We start from the raw sequence: 9,440 nt of genomic DNA, 5'->3' as shown, positions 1-9,440 counted from the left end.
CTGACCATTCACGTACCACCGGATCTGCGCTCAGGTAGCACGCGCAAATGGTGGGACGTGCCGCCCGAAAACATCTATGCCTTTGCCCTGTACATATTCGGCCAACTCAACCGCTGGCCCACCGACGGCGAGGTCGACTACCACCGCGCGATCTTCGCCCTGCAGCCTTATCTGACACCGGCGTGCAAGACCTTCTTCGATGGCGATTTTGAGTACCGCAAGGCAGCCGGCGAACTGCGCGGCCGCGTACGCGGCGTATACGAGGTGCTGGGGCGGGGCTACAGCGACGACCCCGACCTGCGGGTAAAGCAGTTGGATAAGCACAGCTGGCTGGTCAAGCTCGACCTCAATGCCGACGAATATTACGCCGCCGAGCCGGTGAAGCGCGTCGTCGTGCGCTACCCCCTGCGTGTCGTGCGCTTTGACGTCGATCCCGAGCACAACAAGTGGGGCCTGGCCCTGGACTGCTACGAAGGCACACCGCAGAAGCTGACACTGCCTGGAGGTGCATGATGATGCGTATCTTGATCCTGATGCTGGTCTCGATCGCCGGCTGGTGTTCCGCTGTGGGTGCCGTCGAGGTCAAGTACTGGGACCGCCTGCCGCTGGCCGTGCCGCTGACGGTGGGCCAGGAACGAATCCTCATGCTGGATGAGGATGTCCGCGTCGGGCTCCCCAGTGCGATCAGCAGCAAGCTGCGCGTGCAGTCGGTCGGTGGCACGGTGTACCTGCATGCGTCGGAAGCCATTCCCCCTACCCGCCTCCAGCTGCAGTCGGTGAAGTCGGGGGACATCATCCTGGTCGACATCGAAGCGTTCGAGGGCAGCGAGGCGCTGGAGCCGGTCAAGATCGTCGCTCAAGCGCAGACGCCGGACGTGAACACCGCGCCGGACGCAGCGCCTACAGCCACGCCGGTACCGGTAGTGTTGACTCGCTATGCAGCGCAAAACCTGTATGCGCCTCTGCGCACCGTGGCACCCTTGCCTGGTGTCCATCGGGTCTCGCTAGGCGAGTCCTCAGGATTAAGCACACTCCTGCCGACCGAGCACGTATCCATCAAGGGGCTCGCCGCTTGGCGGCTGGGCGATTATTGGGTGACGGCGGTGAAGATCGTCAACCGTGGGCCGGCCAAGGTCTCGCTGGACCCGCGTCACTTGCAGGCCACGCTGTATGCCGCCACCTTCCAGCATGAATATCTGGGGCACGCCGGCACACCTGAAGACACCACCGTGGCGTATCTCGTCACCCGAGGCGGCGACCTGAAACACGCACTGCTGCTGCCACCGCCAGCGCCGGAGGCTGCCGATCATGAAAGCTAACGGTTTACTGAAATGGCTGGTACCGGCGGTCCTGCTGGGGATCGTGCTGATCATCGGCAAATCCTGGGTGACGGCGCCAGACGCTGAACCTGCCCATGATCCCGAAAACACTGCCCTCAGTCCGGAACAGGCCAAGGCCCTCGGCATTGCCGGCGACACGCCGCGCGACACCGTGGCCACGCTGATTGGCCAGGTCAAAGCGATGCGCAGCGAGATGCTGTCGCTGAAGAAAGGCAACGAGACGCTGCAGACCGAAAACAACCGGTTGCGCACGCGCGAAGGCAACATCGACAGTCGCATTCAAAACACGCTGAGCAGTGTCACCCAGCAAGTCACCGAGCAGCGCCAGCAGGCCAACGATGCCCGGCAGAAGGCCGAGCAACAGCACCGCGAAACCCAGGGTTTGCTGTCCCGACTCAAGGACCAGCTCACCAGCAAGCCGGCCGCGAAGTCCGACGTACCTGTGGGCTTTGGGCTCGAACCGGGTGACGAGCAACAATTCTCCGGGGCACAACCGCCGGCGGATGCAGTGCAATGGATCGAGCCATCCAATGCACGTGCTGGCCAAGAGGGGGCCAGCAAAGCTGAGGGACCGTTGTCATCGCTGACGTCGAAGTTCAAGGATCTGCATGGCCTAGACAACAACGCGATCGACCGGGGCCAGGACCATCTGCGCGGCGTGGCCAAGGGCGAGCGCGACCTGGACAGCACTCAGGATCGGACCGATGGCGCCAAGCCGGTCTACACCATCCCCGAAAACTCGACCCTGATGGGCTCAATCGCCATGACCGCCCTGATTGGCCGGGTGCCGGTGGACGGCACGGTGAACGATCCCTATCCGTTCAAGGTACTGGTGGGGCCGGACAACCTCACCGCCAACGGCATCGACCTACCGGACGTGGTCGGCGCGGTCATGAGCGGGACTGCGGCCGGTGACTGGACCTTGTCATGCGTGCGCGGCCAGGTCGAGTCGATCACCTTTGTCTTCAGCGACGGCACCGTGCGCACGGTGCCGCAGCCGCAGAAGGTGGTCAGTCGCAACCGCAGCAGTACCCAGACTTCAGACACCGAGAAGATCCGCGGCGGCTTGGGCTACATCTCCGACCCTTACGGCATTCCCTGCATCGCCGGTGAGCGTCGCTCCAACGCCCAGCAGTACCTGGGCAGTCAGAGCCTGATCACCGCTGCCGGCGCCGGCTTCGCTGCAGCGCTAGGCAGCGAACAGACCAATACGTCATTCATCAACTCGGCCAGCGGCAGCCTGGGGCTTTCACAGAACAGTGGCAACAGCGCGCTGAACTCGGTCATCAGCGGTGGCATCGGCGATATCCGTGACTGGATCAACAAGCTCTACGGCGAAGCCTTTGCCGCCATCTACGTCCCGCCGGGGGCCAAGGTGGCGTTGCACCTGGATCACGAAATCAGCATCGACTACGAACCCAAAGGCCGGAGAGTGAATCATGAACGCCCATCCGTTTCGGTACTGGACCTGGATTAGCCTGCTGCTTTGCCTACACCTGGCAGGCTGTACCACCAGCAAGGACGAGATGCTGCCCCACGGCGATCACACCATGCTGGATATCTGGAACAGCGGCGCCGCAATCGGCACGCAGCAGCAGTTGCAGGAGGCCCGCAGTGAGCTGCGCCGGCCGGTTCTCGATCCCGAGCGCCAGATCAAGGACCAGAGCGCCTATACCCGCACGGCCGCCAACGAGATTCGCACCCAGTTCCCACGCCTGCCCAATCCCGATCTGGTGATGTACGTCTACCCGCACCTGGCCGGCACCCAGCAGACGCCCGTGCCCGGCTACTCGACCGTGTTCCCGTTGTACGAGAAGGTCCAGTACGCACTGCCCGGCGAACGCCTGGACGATTTGTGATGGTCGATGACGCAGATCGAGCCCCGCCACGCTGGCAGCCCTGGCGCGCGGCGCAGCGTCGACGTGCAACGCGTGCGGACGAAGCTGCGCAGTATGCGCACAACCCCAGCTTCACCGACTACTTGCCCTGGGTCGAATACCTCGAGGAGGAGCAATGCTTTCTGCTCGACGACAACCGCTCGGTGGGCGCCGTGTTCGAGTTGCAGCCGATCGGGACCGAAGGCCGTGAGCCCGAATGGCTGATGGCGGCGCGCGATGCGCTGGAAGATGCGCTGCAGGACAGCTTCGACGAGCTCGACCAAGCACCCTGGGTGGTGCAGTTTTTCTGTCAGGACGACAGTGATTTTTTCCCGTACCTGGAACGCCTGGAGCAGTACGTGGTGCCACGGGCGACGTGCACCCCCTTCACTGTCGCCTTCCTCGCGTCGATGCAGCGCCACCTCGATGCCATTGCCAAGCCAGGCGGCTTGTTCGACGACCCTGTCGTGTCGCACCTGCCTTGGCGCGGCAGCAATCGACGGATTCGGCTGGTGGTCTATCGCTGGCTCGGTGACCAGGCCGATGACGAAGGGCAAAACCCCGCTCAGTTGCTGGGAAGGACCTGTGACCGCCTAATGGCCTCGATGCAGGCTTGCGGGGTCAACCCTCGTCGGCTAAACGGGCGTGACTTCTACGCCTGGTTGCTGCCTTGGTTCAACCCGGCCCCGATCCTCACCGGCGAATCACCGGCGGCGTTCTATCGGCGCGTACCCTACCCGGAGCCAGATGACGGCGATGGCCTGTCGCTGCCGTTCGACCATGACTTTGCCGAACGGTTGTTCTTCCAGGAACCGCGCTCAGACAGCGAGCAGGGGCTGTGGTATTTCGACCAACAGCCGCACGCGGTGATGGTGGTCGACAAACTGCGCAGACCACCCCATATCGGCCAGCTAACCGGCGAGACCCGCAAAGGTGAGGCGCTCAATGCCCTGTTTGACCAGTTGCCCGAGCAAGCCATCCTGAGCCTGACCTTGGTCATCACCCCCCAGGATGTGCTCGAGGAGCAGCTCAACCGCTTGGCGCGCAAGGCGATCGGTGAGAACCTGGCTTCGACCCAGACCCGCCAGGACGTGGAAGAAGCGCGCGCACTGATCGGCCGCCAGCACAAGCTGTACCGCGGCACTTTGGCTTTGTACCTGCGCGGCACCGATGAACAGCAATTGCGCCAGCGCTCAATCCAGGCGGCCAATGTGCTGCTCGGTGCCGGCCTGCAGCCGGTGCGTGAGGGCGATGAAGTCGCCGCGTGTAACAGCTACCTGCGCTGGCTGCCGATGGTCTACAACCCCGCACGCGACACGCGCAACTGGTACACCCGGTTGCTGTTTGCCCAGCATGTTGCCAACCTACTGCCGCTATGGGGACGCAGCATCGGTACCGGCAATCCGGGCATTACCTTTTTCAACCGAGGTGGCGCGCCGCTGTCGTTCGATCCCCTATCACGCTTCGACCGCTCCATGAATGGCCACTTGCTGTTGTTCGGCCCGACTGGCGCCGGCAAGTCGGCCACCCTGGTTTCGATCCTGATGCAGGTCATGGCGGTGTATCGGCCGCGGCTATTTATCGTCGAGGCCGGCAACTCCTTTGGCCTGCAGGGCGACTACTTCGCCACACTCGGCTTGACCGTCAATAAGGTCCAACTCAAACCGGGCAGCGGCTTGAGCCTGGCCCCTTTCGCCGATGCCCGCCGACTGATCGAACGCCCCGACCAGGTCGCCAGCCTGTCGACCGAGGACCTGGATGAAGAAGCTTCGGACAGCGACGAGCAACGCGATGTGCTGGGCGAGCTGGAGATCACCGCCCGCCTGATGATCACCGGCGGCGAAGCCAAGGAAGAAGCGCGCCTTACCCGGGCAGACCGCAGTCTGATTCGCGAGTGCATCCTTGACGCCGCCAGGCACTGTGCGGCCAGCGACCAGCAGGTCATGACACGTCATGTCCGAGATGCGCTTCGCACGGTGGCCAGCGACGCCCATCTGCCCGACAAGCGTCGTGAGCGTGCCCAGGAAATGGCCGAGTCCATCGACCTGTTCTGCCAGGGCTTCGAGGGTGCGCTGTTTGACCGACCAGGCCCCCCCTGGCCGGAAAGCGATGTCACGATCGTCGACCTCGCCACCTATGCCCGCGAGGGCTATGAAGCACAGATGTCGATCAGCTACATCAGCCTGATGAACACGGTGAATAACCTCGCCGAACGCGACCAGTACCTCGGTCGTCCGATCATCATGGTCACCGACGAAGGCCACATCATCACCAAGAACCCGCTGTTGGCACCGTTCGTGGTCAAAGGCACCAAGATGTGGCGCAAGCTCGGCGCCTGGTTCTGGTTAGCAACGCAGAACCTGGCTGACTTCCCTGACGCGGCGCAGACCATGCTCAACATGATCGAGTGGTGGATCTGCCTGAACATGCCACCGGCGGAAATCGAAGAGATCGCTCGGTTCAAGAAGCTGACGCCAGCACAAAAGACCCTGCTGCTGTCGGCGAGCAAGGCCTCGGGCAAGTACACCGAGGGCGTGGTCTTGTCGAAGCAGCTGGAGACGCTGTTTCGCGCAGTCCCGCCGAGCCTCTACCTCGCCCTGGCCATGACCGAGCCCGAGGAAAAAGCCCAGCGCTGGCGGTTGATGGAAGCGCACCAGCTGTCCGAGCTGGAGGCTGCGCTGCAGATTGCGGCGGACATCGATCGCTTGCGCGGCATGTCCTGAACCTCGGAACACACGATGTTCTAAGCCTGCTGATCAATAAAAATCGACAGGAGCACATTTGTACTCCATTAGTGATTTAGGACAGATTGCAGTCCTGATCCTGCCGGCTGAAGAAACCGAAGGCACCAGTCTCGGTTTGTCCGTCCCCCTCCTCAGCCTGATCCGCGATGCTGCAACTCGGCGCATGGATGCACACCGTTGCCCCCTGCCGAGCGCTGCCGATGAACTTGACCGCCCCATGCCGAACGCCACAGCCGAGCAAACCTGGCCGAGCTCGCGCCTTCCTCGCGATCGCGTCGCTCATGGCTGCCGAGCAGTGCCTGGCGCTGACCACCCCCGCCATCATTGCCTCTGTCGCGTCGCTGCAGTGCCTGGAGTACCGCATCGTCGGGATCTGCTATTGGCTACTGTGTACGCCCTTCGGCTGCACGGTGCGAACCTCGCCCAAGGTCCGTCACTTCATTCCCGAGCTGGTGGTGTCGAGCTATTCCGACACCGGCAGTAACCCGTGGGGCGAGATGTCTGCTTTGTCGGCGCCGACCACCCTGTCGCAAGGCGGCGGCAACCTCATCACGCCCTCGCCGCAGCGCAACAACCTGCCGCGCTTCAAGAATGTCGACGGCATCGGACATCCTGGCGGCGCTGCACTGACTACCGTGGCACACAGCTTCGGCTATGCATGTCCAAGCGGGGCGGTGCCACTTGCGCCCTACTACCTCAGTACGCTCGATCCACTGGCCTGGCGCCACGCCATCCCCGAGTCCGTCTATCCGCAAGCGCTTATTCCGGGCATGCGTGAGATCGGTAGCCAAGCCCTCGGCAACATGTGGGGCAGCATTTACCCACGACAGGGTTTCCTGGTACAGCCCGACGACTTCAAGGCTGCCGCAGTGATGGCGCAGCGCGCCAGCGACTTCATCACCCGCGTTGGTCAGCCGCATGTGTATCTGCCGCTGCAGCCGATGCCATCGCCCGGCTATTGGCCGCCGCTGCCGGTGATGGAGAACAACATCAACAACCACCGTTGGCAGTTGCTCGCACCGATGATGCAGAGCACCTGCGCCATCTTCCCGAGCGCCACCGTCCAGAGTGCCGAGGGCGCCTACGCCTGGTCGTTGTGGCGGCCGTATCGCTGCTGCCAACGCATGGGGCAGACCTTCCTGTTCAGCATCGACTTTGATGGAGGCCAGTGATGAACACCCTCTCGTTCGGGTTGGTATGTCTCTTCGTATGCGCCGCCGGCCACGCCGCCGAGAATGGCTACCACCTGGGCGACCAAGCCCAAGTGTTGGACGACCGGGTGATGTACACCATCGGTGGCGGATCGGCGGCGGGCGCGCCCTCCTCGCTCTACCGCCCCAGCGGACTCGGCGTCGGCCTGTCCTGGCGCGCGAACATGATGTGCGGAAACATGAACCTCTCCAACACCCTGCAGAACCAGCTCAACGGTGCCACCCAGGGCTTCCAGCAGATCATGGGCAACGTCATCCAGAACGCCACCCAGGCGGTGATGTCGCTGCCGGCAATGATCATCCAGCGCGCCAACCCCGGGCTGTATGAACTGCTGAGCAACGGCGTACTGCAGGGACGCATCGACTTCGACCGCTCCAAACTCACCTGCCAGGCGATGGCGGCGAAGATGGCTGACAAGGTGGATCAGGCCGGTTGGGGAGCACTGGCGCAGAACCAGGAAATGCAGCACAACCTGGAGCAGTCCGACGGTGATGCCGTGAGTGCGGTGAAAGACACCGAATCCAACAACGGCAACAAGGGTGTCAGCTGGATTGGCGGGCAGAAAGCTGGCGGCCATGGCCAGGCGCCGATCCGGGTGACCGCGGACGTGGTTAAGGCGGGTTACAACCTTCTGCACAACCGTTCGGTCGAGGACACCTCGGCGGTCGGTTCAGGTTGTCAGAATGGCGCGATTTGCCAGGCTTGGTCGAGCCCCGACGAGGCAGCTGAGTGGGCCACTCGTGTGCTCGGCGAATCCGAGGTGGAGACCTGCGATGACTGCGAGGCGCTGCGCGTGAGCGCGGGTGCAGGGCTCACACCATTGATCCAGGAAACCTACACGCAGCACCTCGAGGGCTTGCAACGCATGTTGTCGGGCGCAGAAGAGCCCACCCCAGAAAACCTCGCCAAAGTCTCCAGCCCCTTGCTGCAGGTCTCGCGTGGCGTCATCGAGGGCCTACGCGATGACCCCGACCAGAACCTGCTGGCCCAACGTTTGGCCAGCGAGACCGCGTTGTCGAGCGCGATCTACAAAGCGATGCTGCTGCAGCGCACATTGCTCGCCGGTAGCCGAGAGCCCAATGTGGCGTCGGCGCAGCCCGCCACCACTGCCCTCAACGGCAATGTCGAAACCTTGGAGCGCGAGATCCGCCTGCTGCAAACGGAATTGCAGGTTCGCCAAGCCCTGGCCACCAACACCGCCAGCCTGGTCCTCGATCGCCACGCCGGCGGCGCCGATGCCTCACGCAATATCGACCAGCGCGATCCACGCCCAGACCGCCTGCAGCGAGCGGATCAGGGAAGGAGCACGCCATGATGCCGTTTTCTGTGAAAAGCTCGGTCGTTCGGGGCTTGCTGATCCTCGCCGTCATGATGGTCATGTTGCTGGTTGCCTCGATGGCGCTGCAATTGAGCGGGCCCCAGTTGGAATGGATCAAGAAGGCACGGGGGAGTACGCCGTTTCTCGCCTACTGGCGAGCCCTACTGTACACCCTGATTTTCGCCGGCTGGACCGCAGCACTCCGCTTGCGGCCAAGCTCGGAAGACCAGCAACGGTTATTACGCCTGGGCCTGATCGGTTTCGGTGCGATCGTCCTGGTCGAACTGTCGCGCTTGTGAGGTGCAGCCATGAACATGAGCACCAACAGCTACCTCGAATACTACCTGTCGCTGCTGGCGTGGATCATCAACAACGGCATCTGGAACACGCTGGCAGACACCGGGCTGTTCGCTGCGCCGTTTGGGGCGATCATCCTGCAGGAGTGGTTATCCGCCCGCCAACAGGGGGCCGACGAGGGCAACAAAGGCTTGCTGTCGATCCCCCGCGTCGAGAACCGACTGTGGATGAGCTACGTCGTCATCCTGTTTGGCTGCATGCCGTTTTTCCCGCTCAACCTGTCCTCCGTAACCTTCGACGGTGCGGCGAGCCAGCGCTGTGGTGTTTCCATGGCCAAGCCCGCCGACACGGCCTGGGGAACAACCTTCAACACGATCGGCGAGAAATCGGCGAATGTGCCGGTGTGGTGGTACCTGGTGCATGCCATGAGCAAGGGCATTACCGCCGCCGCCACAGCGTCGATTCCCTGCGCACCCGACATCCGCGCGATGCGGATGGAGATCGACAGTTCCCGGATCAACGACCAGGTGCTGCTGCAGGAAGTCGCCGATTTCACCCGCGACTGCTACGGCTTTTCACGCTCGAGGCTGTTTACCAACCGCCCTGAGCTGGACGAATCGCAGAGCTACGATGCGTCCTGGATTGGCTCGAC

At 63.0% G+C, this 9,440-nt stretch carries 9 protein-coding genes; all 9 read left to right on the top strand.

Annotated elements, in window-relative coordinates:
• A partial coding sequence (locus E8E78_RS19475) for a PFL_4703 family integrating conjugative element protein (RefSeq protein ID WP_280337136.1) occupies nucleotides 1-513 on the top strand: 513 nt, incomplete at its 5' end.
• A complete protein-coding gene (locus E8E78_RS19470) occupies nucleotides 513-1,319 on the top strand; it encodes a TIGR03749 family integrating conjugative element protein (protein WP_280337106.1) in 807 nt (268 codons plus the stop codon). The genes E8E78_RS19475 and E8E78_RS19470, both read left to right, overlap by 1 nt.
• The gene (locus tag E8E78_RS19465) at nucleotides 1,309-2,817 is read left to right on the top strand and encodes a TIGR03752 family integrating conjugative element protein (protein WP_280337107.1); all 1,509 of its coding nucleotides are present in this window, start codon (nucleotides 1,309-1,311) and stop codon (nucleotides 2,815-2,817) included. Before E8E78_RS19470 ends, E8E78_RS19465 begins: the two co-directional genes overlap by 11 nt.
• A complete protein-coding gene (locus tag E8E78_RS19460; protein WP_280312361.1) occupies nucleotides 2,780-3,199 on the top strand; it encodes a TIGR03751 family conjugal transfer lipoprotein in 420 nt (139 codons plus the stop codon). Before E8E78_RS19465 ends, E8E78_RS19460 begins: the two co-directional genes overlap by 38 nt.
• Nucleotides 3,199-5,940, top strand: coding sequence for a conjugative transfer ATPase (locus tag E8E78_RS19455; protein ID WP_280337134.1), 2,742 nt, complete (start codon nucleotides 3,199-3,201; stop codon nucleotides 5,938-5,940). The genes E8E78_RS19460 and E8E78_RS19455 overlap by 1 nt, the downstream gene beginning before the upstream one ends.
• Nucleotides 5,941-6,161: 221 nt before the next feature.
• Nucleotides 6,162-7,133, top strand: a complete 972-nt coding sequence (locus E8E78_RS19450; protein ID WP_280337124.1) for a TIGR03756 family integrating conjugative element protein — start codon at nucleotides 6,162-6,164, stop codon at nucleotides 7,131-7,133.
• A complete protein-coding gene (locus E8E78_RS19445; protein ID WP_280337123.1) occupies nucleotides 7,133-8,488 on the top strand; it encodes an integrating conjugative element protein in 1,356 nt (451 codons plus the stop codon). Before E8E78_RS19450 ends, E8E78_RS19445 begins: the two co-directional genes overlap by 1 nt.
• Nucleotides 8,485-8,790 (top strand): hypothetical protein, encoded by a 306-nt coding sequence (locus E8E78_RS19440; RefSeq protein ID WP_280337122.1) that lies wholly within the window; start codon nucleotides 8,485-8,487, stop codon nucleotides 8,788-8,790. The genes E8E78_RS19445 and E8E78_RS19440 overlap by 4 nt, the downstream gene beginning before the upstream one ends.
• A 9-nt stretch (nucleotides 8,791-8,799) precedes the next feature.
• Nucleotides 8,800-9,440, top strand: a 641-nt coding sequence (locus E8E78_RS19435) for a conjugal transfer protein TraG N-terminal domain-containing protein (RefSeq protein WP_280313780.1), incomplete at its 3' end; no start/stop codon positions are given.

The sequence above is a fragment of the Pseudomonas sp. BN505 genome (assembly GCF_029873175.1).
Classification (GTDB): Bacteria; Pseudomonadota; Gammaproteobacteria; order Pseudomonadales; family Pseudomonadaceae; genus Aquipseudomonas; species Aquipseudomonas putida.
This window is presented reverse-complemented; position numbering and strand designations above follow the sequence as displayed.